The sequence below is a fragment of the Pseudomonas monteilii NBRC 103158 = DSM 14164 genome (assembly GCF_000730605.1).
GTDB lineage: Bacteria > Pseudomonadota > Gammaproteobacteria > Pseudomonadales > Pseudomonadaceae > Aquipseudomonas > Aquipseudomonas monteilii.
The window spans coordinates 56,690-72,139 of the sequence record NZ_BBIS01000014.1 but is presented as its reverse complement, the minus strand read 5'-3'; the positions used below and the strand labels follow the sequence as shown (position 1 = coordinate 72,139).

Genomic DNA, 15,450 nt, shown 5'->3' with positions numbered 1-15,450 from the left:
TGAAGCCCGCTGGTTCATGCGCAACGTTTTGTCTTAGTGTCCTGTGGGCCAGAACGGCGACAGGCATGGTCGCCAGGCAACCGGATCAGTATCCTAGCACCTCCTGGCCCGTCGACGCTAAACCCAGCGGGCCGCCGAACAGGTTAAACACTGTATGAATGCTCTAGCCCGCCGCGCCGCTGGCCTGTTGTTCGGCACGCTCTGCCTGCCGCTCGCGGCCCTCGCCGCCGATGTGCAACCCACCCACGAATTCATCCTCGACAATGGCCTGAAAGTGGTCGTGCGCGAAGACCACCGCGCCCCGGTGGTGGTCTCGCAGATCTGGTACAAGGTGGGTTCCAGCTACGAGACCCCGGGCCAGACCGGCTTGTCCCACGCGCTGGAACACATGATGTTCAAGGGCAGCGCCAAGGTCGGCCCCGGCGAAGCTTCGCGCATCCTGCGTGACCTGGGCGCCGACGAAAACGCCTTCACCAGCGACGACTACACCGCTTACTACCAGGTGCTGGCCCGCGACCGCCTGCCGGTGGCCCTGGAGCTGGAGGCTGACCGCCTGGCCAGCCTGCGCCTGCCCGCCGACGAGTTCAGCCGCGAAATCGAGGTCATCAAGGAAGAGCGCCGCCTGCGTACGGACGACCAGCCCAATCAAAAGGCGTTTGAGCTGTTCCGCGCCATGGCCTACCCAGCCAGCGGCTACCACACCCCGACCATCGGCTGGATGGCCGACCTTGAACGTATGAAGGTCGAGGAGCTGCGTCACTGGTACGAGTCCTGGTACGCGCCCAACAACGCGACGCTGGTGGTGGTCGGCGATGTTACCGCCGACGAGGTCAAGGGCCTGGCGCAGAAGTATTTCGGCAGCATTCCCAAGCGCGCCGTGCCACCGGCCAAACTGCCCCTGGAGCTGGCCGAACCTGGCCACCGCCAGTTGACCCTGCATGTACGCACCCAACTGCCCAGCCTGATCTACGGCTTCAACGTACCCGGCCTGCCCACCGCCAAAGACCCGCGCACCGTGCACGCCCTGCGCCTGATCTCGGCCCTGCTCGATGGCGGCTACAGTGCCCGCATGCCGGCACGCCTGGAGCGTGGTCAGGAGCTGGTGGCCGGCGCTTCTTCCAGCTATAACGCCTTCACCCGCGGCGACAGCCTGTTCCTGATTTCGGCTACGCCGAACGTCCAAAAGCAGAAAACCCTCGCCGATGTCGAAAAAGGCATCTGGCAGTTGCTTGAAGAACTCAAGACCACCCCGCCCAGCGCCGAAGAGCTCGAACGCGTTCGCGCCCAGGTCATCGCCGGCCTGGTCTACGACCGCGACTCCATCAGCAGCCAGGCCACCACCATCGGCCAGCTGGAAACCGTCGGCCTGTCCTGGAAGCTGATCGACAGCGAGCTGGACGAGCTCAAGCGTGTCACCCCGCAGGACATCCAGAACGCCGCGCGCACCTATTTCACCCGCGAACGCCTGAGCGTTGCCCATGTACTGCCCGAGGAGTCCGCTCATGAGTGATTGCCGCGCACCACGCCCAACCCTGCTGGCCACGGGCATCCGCGCCCTGGCGCTGGCGACCGTGCTGGCCGCCCCGGCCATGGCCGACAACGCCGCCAAGGCCGACAACAGCGCCGCTCGCCCAGCCAACACCTTGCAGTCCTTGGCCGAGCTGGATGGCAAGGCACCCAGCCGGCGCCAGTTGAACATTCAGCACTGGAACACCGCCGAAGGCGCCCGTGTGCTGTTCGTAGAAGCCCGCGAACTGCCCATGTTCGACCTGCGCGTCACCTTCGCCGCCGGCAGCAGCCAGGACGGCGTTACGCCAGGCGTGGCCGCACTGACCAACGCCATGCTCAACGAGGGCGTGGCCGGCAAGGACGTGACCGCCATCGCCGAAGGCTTCGAAGGCCTGGGCGCGGACTTTGGCAACGGCTCCTACCGCGACATGGCCGTGGCCTCGCTGCGCAGCCTCAGCGCCAAGGACAAACGCGAACCGGCCCTCAAGCTGTTTACCGAGGTGGCTGGCAAGCCGACCTTCCCCGAGGACGCCCTCAAGCGCATCAAGAACCAGATGCTGGCCGGCTTCGAATACGAAAAGCAAAACCCCGGCAAGATCGCGGGCAAGGCGCTATTCGGCAAGCTTTACGGCGATCACCCTTACGCCCACCCCAGCGACGGTACCGCCGAAAGCATCGACGGCATCACCCTGGCACAGCTGCGCGCCTTCCATGCCAAAGCCTATACCGGTGGCAACGCGGTCATCGCGCTGGTCGGCGACCTGAGCCGCGCGGAAGCCGAAGCCATTGCGGCCCAGGTATCTGCCGGCCTGCCGAAGGGCCCGGCACTGGCCGCGCCAGCCCAGCCCACTGACGCCAAAGCTGGCCTGACTCACATCGACTTCCCGTCCAAGCAAACCCACCTGATGCTGGCCGAACTGGGTATCGACCGCCAGGACCCGGACTGGCCAGCCCTGTCGCTGGGCAACCAGATCCTCGGCGGCGGTGCGTTCGGCACCCGCCTGATGAGCGAGGTACGTGAAAAGCGCGGCCTGACCTACGGTGTGTACTCGGTGTTCAGCCCGATGCAGGTCCGCGGCCCGTTCATGATCAACCTGCAAACCCGTGCCGAGCTGAGCGAAGGCACGCTGAAGCTGGTGCAGGACATTCTTGCCGACTACCTCAAACATGGCCCTACCCAGCAAGAGCTGGACGACGCCAAGCGTGAACTGGCCGGCAGCTTCCCGCTGTCCAATGCCAGCAACGCCAGCATCGTCGGGCAACTGGGTGCAATCGGCTTCTACAACCTGCCACTGACCTGGCTGGAGGACTTCATGCAGCAGTCCCAGGCCCTCACCGTCGAGCAGGTCAAGGCGGCCATGAACAAACACCTGTCAGCCGATAAACTGGTGATCGTCACCGTTGGCCCGAAAGTGCCACAAAAACCGCTGCCAGCCCCCACTGACAAGCCCTCCGAGCAGCCGCTCGGAGTACCGGAGCACTAATGCCAAGATCCACCCCTCCCGCCCGCCCGCAATCGGGCCAAAGCAAGGGCCAGGGCCACCTGCGCATCATCGCCGGCGAGTGGCGCAGCCGTCGCCTGGCGGTACCGGAAGGCGAAGGCCTGCGGCCAACGCCCGACCGCGTGCGGGAAACCGTATTCAACTGGCTGGCGCCTTACATCGAAGGCGCCCGCGTGCTGGACGCCTTCACCGGTAGCGGTGCCCTGGTGCTCGAAGCCCTGTCGCGCGGAGCCGAAGACGCCGTGGCGCTGGACAGCAACCCGGCGGCCATCGCCAACCTGAAGAACAACCTCGAAATCCTGCGCTGCCCGCGTGGGCAGATCCTGCAAACCGATGCCCTGCGCTACCTGCAAGGCCCGGCCAAGCAGCAGTTCGATGTGGTGTTCCTCGACCCGCCGTTCCACCAAGACCTGCTGGCCAACACCTGCAACCTGCTGGAGCAGAACCAGTGGCTGCGCGAACAGGCGTGGGTCTACACCGAAAGCGAAGCCGCGCCTTCAACCTTGCAACTGCCAGGCAACTGGCGCCTGCACCGCGAGAAGAAAACCGGTCAAGTGCACTACGCGCTCTGGCAGCGGGACTAACCGTTTAACCCAAGGTTGGCTACTTAGTTACCCCCAGCCCGCCGACCACATGGCTGAAGCTGCTCCTTCGTTCTTGCAGGAGCACTTCAACCATGACCGAACACCCTTCCCCGCCCATACCGACCGGCGCGGTAAGTTCTTTCACACTAACCAACGGCCTGCGCGTCTATCTGCGTACAGACCAGCGTGCGCCATTGGTCAGCGTGCAACTGTGGTATCACGTTGGCTCCAGTTACGAGCCCAAAGGCCACACCGGCCTGTCGCATGCCCTGGAGCATCTTTTGTTCGAGGGCAGCAGCAAGCTGGCTGCGGGCCAATATTCCGCCCTCATGGCCCGCTTGGGCGGCGAGCCAAATGCGTTCACTCACTCCGATGCCACTGTCTTTCCTCTGACACTACCAGCCAACCGCCTGGAAATCGCCCTGGAGGCAATGGCAGACGTCATGGCCAGCGCGACCCTCGGCGATGCCCCTTTCGCTCGTGAGCTCGCGGTGGTCATGGCCGAGCGACGAGAGGATATCGATAACAGCCCTTGGGCTTTGGCACTGGAGCATCACCTGCTGCTTGCCTACGGCGACAGCGGCTATGGCACCCCCGTGATCGGCCATAACACCGACCTTACCCACGCAACCCTGGCGGCTGCACGCACTTGGTATCAGACCTGGTATCACCCCAACAACGCCACACTTGCAGTGGCTGGCGACATTACCCTGCCTCAGTTGCAGACGCTGGTCACACGGCATTTTGCAGCGATCCCCGCCCATCGCCTACCCGCGCAGCAAATCCCCACAGCGCCAGCAGGGCTGGTTCGGCGCTTTCAAACCCTGCGACTGCAAGGCCTGTACAACGGAGCGATCACCAGTTTCAATCTCCCAAGCCAATGTACTGCCACCTCTGACACGCAGGCATATGCCCTGCGGTTGCTGCCCGACATCCTTGCCGAGGGCCATGCCAGCACCCTGCAGCGCCGCATGGTGCTGGACGACCCCTTACTGTCGGGCCTCAGGGCTAGCTACGAGCCTTGGCAGCGAGGTGACAGTCTATTGACCCTCTATGCACTTTGTAGCCCACAAGTCAGCCCTGAAACCGCAGCAGAAAGGCTTACGCTCGAAATCGAAGCGTTCTGTCAGTCGGTGCCGGCCGCGGCAGACCTGCAACGCGCCAAAGCGCGCTGGATAGCACGGCAGGTGTACGAAAAGGATGACATCGCAAAACAGGCACATTCCATTGGCAAGCAGGCCGCCTGTGGCCTAGACCCGGTTGCACTGGGGGATGAGTGCCAAACCATCGAAGCCGTGACAGCCGAGGAGATCGGCGAAGTCGCCCATGAATTCCTGACCAAGGCCCGCACAGCAATCACCTTCATGCATCACAAGGAAAGTGCAGATGAATAACTTAGACTCAGCTGCACAGCAGCCCGACGCAGCCGACGGCATTCCTGGCGGTTTGGTCTCAGCCCGAGGGCTTGACCTGGAACAATTCGAAACCCTTCAAACGCCGGTGCATACCTGGACAACTGAAGGCGGCACAGGGGTGAAGTTCGTCGAAGCCCGCGGGCTACCGATCGTGGATTTGATATTGCGGTTCAAGGCCGGCACAACCCAGGACACCTCTCAACGCGGACTGGCTGCCCTGACGTTGTACATGCTCGATGAGGGCAGCCAGCATTTCACCGCGATCGAGCAGGCAGATCAGCTGGAACGCCTGGGCGCGATCATGGAAAAGCATATTCGCCTGGAGCACGCGACTCTGAGCCTGCGCAGCCTCAGCACGAAAACACTGCTTGATCCTGCATTGGGGCTCTTCATCGACCTTGTCGCACAGCCTGCGTTCACGCCTTCGGCGTTGGAAAAAACCAAGCGCCAGCTGATGCAGCACAACGCATCTCGCGAACGACACCCCTATCTCAGGGCGCGATGCGAAGCCTATCGACATCTGTTCCAAGGCCACCCCTATGGCAATCCACTCGGGAGCACCGATCAAGGCATCGAAGGCATTTCCTCTGCAGATTTGAGGCGTTTCCATCAGCGTGCTTACTGTGCCAGCAACCTCGAAATGGTGCTGATTGGAGACCTTTCGCCCGAGGCCGCCCAAGCCATTTCACAGCGCGTTAGCCAGGCATTGCCCCAAGGCTGGTCCGCAGCTGAACTGCCCGTCATACCACCGGCGACCAGCGCAACGATCAACATTGAGCAGGCTGGTGCCAGCACCGCCGTCCTGCTTGCGCTTCCCATGAATGTGCCAGCCAATGATCCTGAATACCCTGCCCTGGCACTGGCCAGCACCGTGCTGGGGGCGGGTATAGAGTCCCGCCTGATGCTGGAACTGCGCCAACGTCGCGGCTTGACCTATGGCATTCATGCCAAAGTGACGCCCATGAGTGCTGGCGGGCTGTTCACCATCGATTGGGAAATTGCACCGAAGCATGCGCAAAGCTCAGCTCAACTGGTTGATGCCTTGCTGCGTGACTTCATCGAGCAAGGGCCAACCCAGGCCGAGCTGCAACTGGCACGGATACAGCTGGCAGGGCAACTATTACGGGCCGTGGCGCAGAACAAGAACCTGGCGGACTTGCTGGCCGAGGTCACCTATCAACGCCAACCCGCGGATCATCTCGACACCTACGTCGAACGCATCCGCGCGCTGACACCGGCCGATATCAGCGCCGTCATGCGGCGCAGGCTCGATCTGACGAAAAGAGTATTGGTCAGCGTCGGTCCATCGGCCAAGCAGCAACCTCTGCCAGATCTCGACCAATAGCGCAGGTACTGTGGCGCTTTTTCATGGCACTCTAGGCAGGCACATCACGAGTCGCCCAGTATGCCCAGCCAAAGCGCCACATTTCGCCCGGCCACCGGCCTTTCCAATCCCCACCTGCAAACCCTGTGGGGGCCCCTGTGGCGCAAGCTGCCTGAACTGCAGCGCAACCGCGAGCGGCTGTGGCTGGCCGACGGCGACTTCATCGACCTCGACTGGCATGGCCCCCATGAACCTCATGCACCACTGGTGCTTGTGCTGCATGGGCTGACCGGCTCGTCACATTCGCCCTATGTGAAAGGCTTGCAGCAAGCGCTGCAAGGGCGCGGTTGGGCCAGCGTGGCAGCGAACTGGCGCGGCTGCTCGGGCGAACCCAACCTGTTACCACGCAGCTACCATTCCGGCGCCAGTGAAGACCTGGCGGAAATTGTCAGCCACCTGCGCGCCCAACGCCCCTTGGCGCCACTGTATGCTGTGGGCTACTCGCTGGGTGGCAATGTACTGTTGAAATACCTGGGCGAAAGCGGGGTTGCCAGCCAACTGGAAGCAGCGGTTGCCGTGTCGGTGCCCTTTCGTCTGGACCACTGTGCCGACCGTATCGGCCAGGGGTTCTCCAAGGTGTATCAGGCGCACTTCATGCGCGAAATGCTGGCTTATGTGCAGCTCAAACAGCGGCACTTCCACGAGCAGGGTCAGCATGATCGGCTGGCGGCGCTGGAGCGCCTGGGGCAACTGACCAACTTGCGCACATTTTGGGACTTCGACGGCAAAGTCACCGCACCGCTCAACGGCTTTCGCGATGCGCACGACTACTATCGCCGCTCATCGAGCCACTTCTTCCTCGGCCAGAACCGCACGCCAACGCTGATCATCCATTCCAGCGATGACCCGTTCGTATCCGGCCATAGCCTGCCAACGGCCCGTGAGCTGGCGCCACAAACCTGCTTCGAACTGCACAGCCGCGGTGGTCATGTGGGCTTTGTCGATGGCAGCCTGCGAAATCCGGGGTACTACCTGGAACGGCGGATTCCGCAGTGGCTGGTGGAGGGCCAATAGGGCGCTTACCGATTACTCGCCAGTGGCTACGCCATGCTCCGGATCATTGATCCACTCGCTCCAGGACCCGGCATACAGCTTGCCCAACGGGTACCCCGCCAGCGCCAGCGCAAACAGGTTGTGGCAAGCCGTCACCCCAGACCCACAATAAGACACGAGTTGCTCCGGCGCGCGTCCGGCCAGCTTTTCGGCAAAGCGCTGCTTGAGCTGCTCCGCCGGCAAAAAGCGCCCATCAGCCCCCAGGTTGTCGGTAAAGGCTGCGCACTGGGCCCCGGGAATATGCCCCGCCACTGGATCGATCGGCTCCACTTCACCGCGAAAACGCGGCAAGGCACGCGCATCGATCAAGGTCAGGTCACTGCTACCCAGGCGCTTGCCCAGGTGGTCGGCATCGATCAGCAGCCTGGCGTCCGGCTCACCCTTGAAGTTACCTTCGCGTTTGGGCGGCGGGTCCAGGCTCAGCGGCAGGTGCGCGGCATGCCAGGCCTTCAGGCCACCGTCGAGAATCGCCACACCGCTGCGCTTGCCCAGCCAGACCAACAGCCACCAGGCACGGGCGGCAAAGGCACCGGGGCCGTCGTCGTACAGCACCACCTCACTGTCGTTGTCCAGGCCCCAGTCACGCAGGCGCGCGACCAGCCGCTGCGCATCGGGCAATGGGTGGCGCCCGGTGCGCCCCTTGCTCACCGGCCCGCTGAGGTCGCGGTCAAGGTCGGCAAAATGCGCACCGGTGATATGCCCTTGGGCATAGCTGCGTTGGCCATAGTCCACATCCTCAAGGGCAAAGCGGCAGTCGAGAATCACCAGCTTGGGCGCGTCCAGGCGCTCGGCCAACTGCTGCGGGGTGATCAATTGCGCAAGGGGCATGACAATCTCCTGATCGATGGCACTTGGGCCCTGGGCTACAACTCCAGGGCCTGGTTGAACGGTACATGGAATTCCTGGCACAAGGCGTCCACGGCAGCGCGGGCGTTGTCGGTCACATAGCCGAGCTCCAGCACCAGCACCTGATAGACGCCGCGTTTGAAAGCTTCTTCACCCAAATGCGCGGAATGTTCACGCGTGGTGCTGAGAAAACGCACCCACGATGTCAGCACGATCCAGGCATTGATGGTCAGCGACTCGATCTGTGCCGGCGCCATGGTCAGAATGCCCGCCTCGACAAAGCCACGGTAGATCGCCTGGCCCTGGCGCAGGCAGCGCTCAGAAAAGCGCCGGTAACGGGCGGCCAGTTCGGCATCGCTGTCCAGCAGGTGCTCCAGGTCGCGGTGCAGGAAGCGGTAGTTCCACATGGCGGCCAGCAAGGCCTTGAGGTAGAAGCGTTTGTCCTCCACGGTGGCCGCGCGGCCTTGTGGCGGGCGCAGGAAGCTGTCCACCAACTCTTCATACTGGCTGAACAACAGGGCGATGATCGCCTGCTTGTTGGGGAAGTGGTAATACAGGTTGCCGGGCGAGATTTCCATGTGCGCGGCAATGTGGTTGGTACTGACGCTGCGTTCGCCCTGCTGGTTGAACAGCTCCAGGCTGTTCTGCACGATGCGGTCTCGGGTCTTCATGCGCGGGGCCATGCTCAGCTCCCAGTCTGCGGGCCTTCTTCAAAGGGTCATCTTACGGCGTATTGCAGGTGGAATGCACCGTTCGAACACGTGGAAAAACTCGCACCATCGTGCAAATTAGAGTATAGGCTCTAGAGATCCCCTGCCCGGACTCGACACCGCCATGAACTCGCCCAGTGCCTTGCCCCCTGTGCAATCCGACCTCGACCTTGCAGCGTTGTTCGCAGCCCAGCGCCAGGCCTTTGCAGGTACCCCTCTGCCACCGGCCGCCCAGCGTCGGCGATGGCTGAAAAGCCTGCGTGAAGCCCTGTTGGCCAGCCAGGATGAACTGATCGAGGCCATCAGCGAGGACTTTACCGGACGCAGCGCCGACGAGACCTTGCTGGCCGAGTTGCTGCCCTCGATACAGGGCCTGCGCCACGCCGAAAAACACCTGCAACGCTGGATGCGCGCCAGCCGGCGACGCGTTGGTCTGGCCTTCCAGCCAGCCAGCGCGCAGGTGCGATACCAACCGCTGGGGGTGGTCGGCATCATCGTGCCGTGGAACTACCCGCTGTTCCTCGCCATCGGCCCGCTGACTTGCGCGCTGGCTGCCGGTAACCGGGTCATGCTCAAGCTCAGTGAAGCCACACCCGCCAGTGGCCAGGTATTGAAGCGGCTGTTAGAGCAAGTGTTTCCCGCCGACCTGGTCAGCGTGGTACTCGGCGAGGTCGAGGTGGGCCAGGCCTTCGCCCGCCTGCCCTTCGACCACCTGCTGTTTACCGGCGCCACCAGCGTGGGCCGCCAGGTGATGCTGGCTGCGGCGCAGAACCTGACGCCGGTCACCCTGGAACTGGGCGGCAAGTCGCCCGCCATCGTGTCGGACGACGTGCCCCTGGACACTGCCGCCGAGCGCATCGCCTTCGGCAAAACCCTCAACGCCGGCCAGACCTGCGTCGCCCCCGACTATGTGCTGGTGCCGCGTGATCGGCTGGCGGCCTTCAGCGACGCCTACCAGCGCGCCGTTCAGCGCCTGTACCCGCGCATCGCCGACAACCCTGACTACACCGCCATCATCAACCCACGCCAGCTGCAGCGTTTACAGTACCTGCTGGATGATGCCCGCGAAAAAGGTGCGCAAGTGCTCGACCTGTACCCTGGCGAGCCCCGCCAAGGCCGACGCCTGCCGCCACACCTGCTGCTGGCCGTGAGTGACGACATGCAGGTGATGCAGGACGAAATCTTCGGCCCGCTGCTGCCGCTGGTGCCCTACGACAGCCTCGACCAAGCGCTGGCCTACATCAACCAACGCCCGCGCCCGCTGGCGCTTTACTACTTCGGGTATGACCGGGCCGGGCAGGAACACGTGCTGCGCCACACCCACTCTGGCGGCGTGTGCCTGAACGACACCCTGCTGCATGTGGCCCAGGACGACCTGCCCTTCGGCGGCATCGGCCCCTCGGGCATGGGCCACTACCATGGCCACGACGGTTTCCTGACCTTCAGCAAGGCCAAGGCCGTGCTGGCCAAGCAACGTTTCAACGCCGCGCGGCTGATCTACCCGCCTTATGGCAAAGCCTTGCAGCGCCTGGTCTACAAGCTGTTCATCCACTGAGGGGCAGCCTATGCACCGTCGTGATCTGCTGCGTTTCAGCCTTGGCGCCAGCATCTTTCTGAGTGCAACCGGCCTGGTCGGCTGCACCGCGCAAACCAGCGCACAGGGTTACCAACTACTGCGCGACGACGACCTGCCACTGCTACGTGCGCTGATCCCGGTGGTGCTGGCCGGCACACAGGCCGCCGAAACGTGGGTACTGCACAGCCTCGACCACAAATTGGCGGCCTTGTCGCCGGAAATGCTCAAGCTCACCCGGCAACTGTTCGACCTGCTCAGCCTGCCGCTTACCCGTGGCCCGTTGACCGGTGTCTGGGGCGCCTGGGAACAGGCCAGCGCCACCCAAGTCACAGCCTTCCTGCAACGTTGGCAGGACAGCTCACTGAACCTGCTACGCATGGGCCACGCTTCATTGCTGCAACTGCTGCAAATGGCCTGGTACGAACGCCCCGAGTCCTGGGCCGCCTGCGGTTACCCGGGCCCACCGAAAATCTGAAAACAACAAGAGCATCGCCAATGCCTGTAGCCGACCCGTTTCGCCAAGGCCTCGAACGCGGCTGGATCACCCATGACGCGTCACGCCTGGAGCACGACCTTTTGCTGGAGGCCGATATTGCCGTGATTGGCAGCGGTGCCGGCGGCGCCACCAGCGCACAAATGCTCAGCGCCGCCGGTTTCAAGGTGCTGTTGATCGAAGAAGGCCCGCTCAAGACCAGCAGCGACTTCCACCTGTTGGAAAACGAAGCCTATGCAACCCTGTATCAGGAGGGCCTGGGGCGCATGAGCAAGGATGGCGCCATCACCATCCTGCAAGGCCGCGCCGTAGGCGGCACCACGTTGGTGAACTGGACGTCGAGCTTTCGTACCCCGCCCCAGACGCTGGCGCACTGGGCCTCGGCCCACGGCGTGACGGGCCTGGGCGAAGATGACCTGCGCCCCTGGTTCGAGCGCATGGAGCAGGACCTGGGCATTACGCCATGGGCCATGCCACCCAATGCCAACAACGACGTACTGCGCCAAGGCTGCGAACAGTTGGGTTACCGCTGGGCGATTATCCCGCGCAACGTACGCGGCTGCTGGAACCTGGGCTACTGCGGCATGGGCTGCCCGGTGAATGCCAAGCAATCGATGTTGGTAACCCGTATTCCCGCCACCCTCGACCATGGCGGCGAACTGCTGTACCTGGCCCGGGCCGAGCGCTTCACCCACAACGGCGAGCGCATCCAGGGCCTCACATGCTTGGCCCTGGATGCCCAAGGCGTACGCCCCACCGGCAGGCAGGTCAGCATCCGCGCGCGCCATTACCTGCTCGCCGGCGGCGGCATCAACAGCCCGGCCCTGCTACTACGTTCCGACGCACCGGACCCTCATGGCCGCCTGGGCAAACGCACCTTCCTGCACCTGGTGAACTTCAGCGCCGCGCGCTTCAAAAACCGTATCGACCCCTACCATGGCGCCCCGCAGTCCATCTACAGCGACCACTTCCAGTGGCAAGGCGGCACGGATGGCCCGGTCGGCTACAAACTGGAAGTGCCGCCGTTGCACCCGGCCCTGGCCAGCACCCTGCTGGGTGGGCACGGACAAGAAAACGCCCAACGTATGGCCGAGTTGCCGCACACCCATGTGATGTTGGCGCTGCTGCGAGATGGCTTCCACCCCGAGAGCCAGGGCGGTGCCGTGGAGCTGCGTGGCGATGGCTCACCGGTGCTCGATTACCCGGTCACCGACTACCTGCGCGACGGCTTGCGTCGCGCCTACCGCAGCATGGCGCAGATCCAGTTTGCCGCCGGCGCTACCCAGGTCACCCCCGTGCACAGCGATGCCAGCGCCACGTCCAGCCTGGAACAGGCCTTGGCCATGATCGACACGTTGCGCCTGGAACCCTTCCGCACACGCCTGGGCAGCGCCCATGTGATGGGGGGCTGTGCGCTGGGCGAAGACCCGCGCCAAGCGGTGTGTGACAGCCAGGGCCGTCATCACCAGCTGGAAAACCTGTCCGTCCACGACGGTTCGCTGTTCCCCACCAGCATCGGCGCCAACCCACAACTCTCGGTGTATGCCATCAGTGCCAGGCTCACCGAAGCACTGGTCGCCCGCCTGGCACGCAACGCATGACAACGAATACGCCCCCTGTCTATAGTGCCATCAGCCGGCCGCATGACTTGGCCGGGGCGCCGTCGCTGCGCTACCATCCGACTCCCCAACGCACTCCAGCCAGGATGACGCGATGAACCGAGTGTTGTACCCGGGTACTTTCGACCCCATTACCAAAGGCCATGGCGACCTGGTCGAACGCGCTTCGCGGCTGTTCGACCATGTGATCATCGCAGTGGCGGCCAGCCCGAAGAAAAACCCCCTGTTCCCGCTGGAACAACGGGTGGAGCTCGCCCGTGAGGTCACCAAGCACCTGCCCAATGTCGAAGTCATCGGCTTCTCTTCCCTGTTGGCGCATTTCGCCAAGGAACAGGGCGCCAACGTCTTCCTGCGTGGCCTGCGTGCCGTGTCCGACTTCGAATACGAGTTCCAGTTGGCGAACATGAACCGGCAACTGGCCCCCGATGTCGAGAGCCTGTTCCTCACGCCTTCTGAGCGTTATTCGTTCATTTCCTCGACGTTGGTCCGGGAAATTGCCGCACTGGGTGGAGATATCAGCAAGTTCGTCCACCCGGTGGTGGCCGACGCGCTGACCGAACGCTTCAAGAAGTAACCCTGATCGCCTGATTGTCGCGCCCGCGTGCACTGCGGGCGCGAATGCGGCACAATTGTGCCCATTGCGTTGAACATGCCCGGGCGGTGAGCCCCGGCCGGAGTCCCCATGTCCCTGATCATCACCGACGATTGCATCAACTGCGACGTCTGCGAACCCGAGTGCCCGAACGAGGCCATCTCCCAAGGCGAAGAGATCTACGTGATCGACCCTAACCTGTGCACCCAGTGCGTGGGCCACTACGACGAGCCGCAGTGCCAGCAGGTCTGCCCGGTCGACTGCATCCCGCTGGATGAAGCCCACCCGGAAACCGAAGAGCAGCTGATGGCCAAGTACCGCCGCATTACCGGCAAGGACTGATCGCCACCAGGCAAGGGCCTCGCCCTTGCCTCAGCGCTGGCAACGCGGGCAGTACACGCTCGCCCGCTGCCCCAGCTTCACCTCGCGCAACTCCGTGCCACACACCTTGCACGGCTGCCCGCCGCGACCATAAACGAACAATTCCTGCTGGAAGTACCCCGGCTGCCCATCGCCCCCGATAAAGTCGCGCAGGGTGGTGCCCCCTTGCTCGATTGCCGCCGCCAGCACACGCTTGATCTCGATCGCCAGCTTCAGGTAGCGCGCCCGGGAAATCCCGCCCGCCTCCCGGCGTGGGTCAATCCCTGCAGCAAACAGCGCCTCGGTGGCGTAGATGTTGCCCACCCCCACCACCACGGCGTTGTCCATGATGAAGGGCTTGACCGCCATCGACCGGCCGCGCGACAGCTGGAACAGCCGCTCGCCGTCGAACAGGTCGGTCAACGGCTCTGGCCCCAGGCGCAGCAGCAATTCGTGGTTCAGCGGATCCAGGCTCCACAGCATGGCCCCAAAGCGGCGCGGGTCGGTGTAGCGCAGCATCAGCCCCGATTCCAGCTCGATATCGACATGTTCATGCTTGGCCGCCGGCAAACCCAGCTCAACCAGCCGCAGATTGCCTGACATGCCAAGGTGGCTTATCAACGTGCCGACTTCAGCATTGATCAACAGGTACTTGGCACGCCGCTCGACGCTGACAATGCGCTGCCCCGACAGGCGTACATCCAGGTCTTCCGGAACGGGCCAGCGCAGGCGCCGGTCGCGTACCACCACACGGCTGACGCGTTGGCCTTCCAGGTGCGGCGCAATACCGCGCCGGGTGGTTTCTACTTCTGGCAATTCCGGCATGTGTCAGTGCCCGCCTAGCTCGCGAATGTTCTGCTTGAGGTTTTCGAAATCGTATTCCGACAACCCAATGTAATCGAGCACCAGCGGGCCCACCACATTCCATTCATGGTCCACCGCCTGGTTGCCCAGTACCCGGTAGGACGCGCAAATGTGCTCGGCCATCTTCAACACCGCCAGCAGGTTTTTCAGCTGGCTCTGGGTATTGCGCGAACTCTCGTCGCGGAACACCGCCAAGGCGTTATGGTGGTTGGCAATGGCCGCGCTAAGATGCTCGGGCAGACGCCAGGACTTGGCGGTGAAATAGCCGACCACCGAATGGTTGGTGTTGAACGTATGGTTTTCAGTATCGACCACGCGCGTTTCTTCACCGGCCTTGGCGTAGGCCTCCTCCAGCACCTCCATGTAATTGGGGAAGCGCTTGAGCATCAACGGTATGCCGCAGTCATGGAACAGGCCCAGTGTGTACGCCTCGTCCGCTGCCTGGATACCGGTGCGCTTGGCCAGGGTCAGGCAGGTGTTCGCCACGTCCTGAGCGGTATCCCAGAAGCGGTTGAGGGTAACGATGGTCTCATCGCTCATCTCGCCCTTGATCGACTGGGCGTTGATCAGGTTGATGATCGAACGGCTGCCCAGCAGGTTCACCGCGCGCTGGATCGAACCGATCTTGTTGGACAGGCCGAAGTGCGGCGAGTTAACCAGTTTGAGCAAGGCACCGGAGAGGCCCGGGTCCTGGGAAATCAGCTTGGCGATGGTTTCCAGGTCCGGGTCAGGCATGTACTGCTCGAACTGAAGATCGACCATGATCTGCGGTTGCGGCGGGATGGTGATGCCTTGCAAGGCTTGCTGGATCTGTTCGGCGCTGAGTTCTTGGGACATACGTGCACACTCGTTTAGGACGGGGGATTCTAACCCAGTTGAGTGCACAAGCGCTTTGTCGCGCCTCGAACAGAAGTGCGGCCCAACAGGTTATACTCCCGCTCTT

Annotated in this window: 15 protein-coding genes; 11 read left to right on the top strand and 4 right to left on the bottom strand. The window is 63.2% G+C overall.

All coding sequences use genetic code 11. The annotated features are described in order from the left end of the window. Positions 1–154: 154 nt before the first annotated feature. The 6 genes from PM2_RS08935 to PM2_RS08910 all read left to right on the top strand — a co-directional run bounded on the left by PM2_RS08935 (position 155) and on the right by PM2_RS08910 (position 7,408). On the top strand, positions 155–1,510 hold the full coding sequence (locus PM2_RS08935) for a M16 family metallopeptidase (protein ID WP_028698433.1): 1,356 nt from the start codon (positions 155–157) through the stop codon (positions 1,508–1,510). Then, positions 1,503–2,993 carry a M16 family metallopeptidase gene (locus PM2_RS08930; RefSeq protein ID WP_016712526.1) on the top strand — a complete coding sequence of 497 codons (1,491 nt, stop codon included), beginning with the start codon at positions 1,503–1,505 and terminating at the stop codon, positions 2,991–2,993. The genes PM2_RS08935 and PM2_RS08930 overlap by 8 nt, the downstream gene beginning before the upstream one ends. After that, on the top strand, positions 2,993–3,595 hold the full coding sequence (rsmD, locus tag PM2_RS08925) for a 16S rRNA (guanine(966)-N(2))-methyltransferase RsmD (protein WP_016712527.1): 603 nt from the start codon (positions 2,993–2,995) through the stop codon (positions 3,593–3,595). The genes PM2_RS08930 and rsmD overlap by 1 nt, the downstream gene beginning before the upstream one ends. Positions 3,596–3,687: 92 nt before the next feature. Continuing rightward, on the top strand, positions 3,688–4,989 hold the full coding sequence (locus PM2_RS08920) for a M16 family metallopeptidase (protein WP_016712528.1): 1,302 nt from the start codon (positions 3,688–3,690) through the stop codon (positions 4,987–4,989). Next, positions 4,982–6,355 carry a M16 family metallopeptidase gene (locus PM2_RS08915; RefSeq protein WP_028698432.1) on the top strand — a complete coding sequence of 458 codons (1,374 nt, stop codon included), beginning with the start codon at positions 4,982–4,984 and terminating at the stop codon, positions 6,353–6,355. Before PM2_RS08920 ends, PM2_RS08915 begins: the two co-directional genes overlap by 8 nt. Positions 6,356–6,415: 60 nt before the next feature. Then, positions 6,416–7,408: a hydrolase gene (locus tag PM2_RS08910; protein ID WP_028698431.1), complete on the top strand. Its 993-nt coding sequence runs from the start codon at positions 6,416–6,418 to the stop codon at positions 7,406–7,408. Between the two features lie 12 nt (positions 7,409–7,420). On the opposite strand, the gene PM2_RS08905 is transcribed toward PM2_RS08910, so the two are convergent. Further along, positions 7,421–8,275 (bottom strand): sulfurtransferase, encoded by an 855-nt coding sequence (locus PM2_RS08905; protein ID WP_028698430.1) that lies wholly within the window; start codon positions 8,273–8,275, stop codon positions 7,421–7,423. A 35-nt stretch (positions 8,276–8,310) separates the two neighbouring features. Then, positions 8,311–8,976, bottom strand: a complete 666-nt coding sequence (locus tag PM2_RS08900; protein ID WP_028698429.1) for a TetR/AcrR family transcriptional regulator — start codon at positions 8,974–8,976, stop codon at positions 8,311–8,313. Positions 8,977–9,127: 151 nt separating this feature from the next. Here PM2_RS08900 and PM2_RS08895 point away from each other — a divergent pair, with 151 nt between their 5' ends. The 5 genes from PM2_RS08895 to PM2_RS08875 all read left to right on the top strand — a co-directional run bounded on the left by PM2_RS08895 (position 9,128) and on the right by PM2_RS08875 (position 13,625). Beyond that, entirely contained in the window at positions 9,128–10,558 is a 1,431-nt protein-coding gene (locus PM2_RS08895; RefSeq protein ID WP_016712533.1) for a coniferyl aldehyde dehydrogenase, read from the top strand. 10 nt (positions 10,559–10,568) lie between these two features. Beyond that, positions 10,569–11,054, top strand: coding sequence for a hypothetical protein (locus tag PM2_RS08890; protein WP_028698428.1), 486 nt, complete (start codon positions 10,569–10,571; stop codon positions 11,052–11,054). A gap of 20 nt (positions 11,055–11,074) precedes the next feature. After that, positions 11,075–12,673, top strand: coding sequence for a GMC family oxidoreductase (locus tag PM2_RS08885; protein WP_016712535.1), 1,599 nt, complete (start codon positions 11,075–11,077; stop codon positions 12,671–12,673). A gap of 112 nt (positions 12,674–12,785) precedes the next feature. Then, a complete protein-coding gene (gene coaD / locus PM2_RS08880; RefSeq protein WP_003249065.1) occupies positions 12,786–13,265 on the top strand; it encodes a pantetheine-phosphate adenylyltransferase in 480 nt (159 codons plus the stop codon). A 108-nt stretch (positions 13,266–13,373) separates the two neighbouring features. Next, positions 13,374–13,625 (top strand): YfhL family 4Fe-4S dicluster ferredoxin, encoded by a 252-nt coding sequence (locus PM2_RS08875; RefSeq protein WP_016489663.1) that lies wholly within the window; start codon positions 13,374–13,376, stop codon positions 13,623–13,625. Between the two features lie 30 nt (positions 13,626–13,655). On the opposite strand, the gene mutM is transcribed toward PM2_RS08875, so the two are convergent. Beyond that, positions 13,656–14,468 (bottom strand): bifunctional DNA-formamidopyrimidine glycosylase/DNA-(apurinic or apyrimidinic site) lyase, encoded by an 813-nt coding sequence (mutM, locus tag PM2_RS08870; RefSeq protein ID WP_016712536.1) that lies wholly within the window; start codon positions 14,466–14,468, stop codon positions 13,656–13,658. A gap of 3 nt (positions 14,469–14,471) precedes the next feature. After that, a complete protein-coding gene (locus PM2_RS08865; RefSeq protein WP_174442274.1) occupies positions 14,472–15,290 on the bottom strand; it encodes an HDOD domain-containing protein in 819 nt (272 codons plus the stop codon). Between the last annotated feature and the right edge of the window lie 160 nt (positions 15,291–15,450).